The following is a 1,334-nucleotide window of genomic DNA, read 5'->3' as shown; positions in this document are numbered from 1 at the left end:
GGCTCGGCGCTGGTGGGCCAGGCCGGCAAGACCATGGACGAGATCGTGCAGGCGGTGAAGTCCGTGACCGACATCATGGGCGAGATCAGCGCGGCGTCAGCCGAGCAGAGTGCCGGCATCGAGCAGGTCAACCAGGCCGTGGCGCAGATGGACGAAGGCACGCAGCAGAACGCCGCGCTGGTTGAACAGGCGGCAGCGGCGGCGGGCTCGCTGGAAGAGCAGGCGCTGCGGCTGCGCGATGCCGTCGCCACCTTCCGCGTCAGCATGCAGGCCGAAGTCCGTCCGCAACGCCTGCCGGCCGCGCAGCGCGAAGCGGCGGCACGGTCCCGGGCACAGGCTTAGTACGAAGCTATCAGTAACAAGGGGGAGTTGCTATGCAGTGGTTCAATCAATTGCGCGTCACGACCAGGCTCGTTGCCGGATTCCTGGTTGTCGCGGTGATCGGCGCCGTCATGGGCCTGTTGGGCGTCGTCAACATGGGGCGCATGGCCGACTGGACCGGCAAGATCTATCACGGCGACCTGCAGGCCCTGAAAGCCGTGCAGGATGCCAACATCAACCTGGTCTACGCCAGCCGCGCGCAGATCGGCCTGCTCTCGGCGTCGACCATGGGCGAGCGCGCCACCGAGAAGGAGGTGATCGCCAAGTCGCTGGGCGTGATGGACGAGCGCATCCGCCAGGTGTCCAAGGCCTTCGAGCAGGCGGAAGGCAAGGCGCTGGTCAAGCAGTACCACGACCTGGCGCCGGCCTTCCGCGCGCGCATGGAAAAGTACGTCGAGCTGGTCAGCAAGCAGCCGCTGGATACCTCGCAGTTCGAGAGCCAGGTGTTCACCGAGAGCGCCGACCTGCTCAAGGACAGCCATGCGCTGGAGGCCGTGATGGCCAGGATGGTCAAGCGCCGCGACGACCGCGCCCGCGGCAACATGGAAGAGGCGCAAGGCGTGTATGACGCGACGCGGCTGTGGATGCTGGGCCTGGTGCTGGGCGGCCTGGCGCTGTCGGTGCTGCTGGGCGTTCTCCTGGCGCGCGGGCTGTCGCGCCAGCTCGGCGGCGAGCCGGGCTACGCGGCCGAGATCGCGAAGCGCATCGCCGACGGCAACTTCTCCGTGCCGGTGGCCACGCGCGCCGGCGACAAGAGCAGCCTGGTCTATGCCATGCAGCAGATGCAGCAGCAGCTGTCGCACATGGTCCGCGACTTCAAGGAATCGGCCGAATCGATCGGCACCGCCTCGCGCGAAATCGCGGCCGGCAACAACGACCTGTCGCAGCGCACCGAGCAGCAGGCGGCGTCGCTGGAAGAGACTGCTTCCAGCATGGAAGAGCTGACCAGCACG

The 1,334-nt window shown here is 67.5% G+C and carries 2 protein-coding genes; both read left to right on the top strand.

Annotation, left to right across the window (positions count from 1 at the left end; translation table 11 throughout):
• A partial coding sequence (locus tag K309_RS0135005; RefSeq protein WP_029050488.1) for a methyl-accepting chemotaxis protein occupies positions 1–342 on the top strand: 342 nt, incomplete at its 5' end.
• Positions 343–374: 32 nt separating this feature from the next.
• On the top strand, positions 375–1,334 hold a 960-nt coding region (locus K309_RS0135000), incomplete at its 3' end, for an MCP four helix bundle domain-containing protein (RefSeq protein ID WP_029050487.1).

It is taken from the genome of Cupriavidus phytohabitans (genome assembly GCF_000426345.1).
In the GTDB taxonomy this organism is placed as follows: Bacteria; Pseudomonadota; Gammaproteobacteria; order Burkholderiales; family Burkholderiaceae; genus Cupriavidus.
The sequence above is the reverse complement of the archived record's forward strand: the minus strand, read 5'-3'. Positions and strand labels throughout refer to the sequence as shown.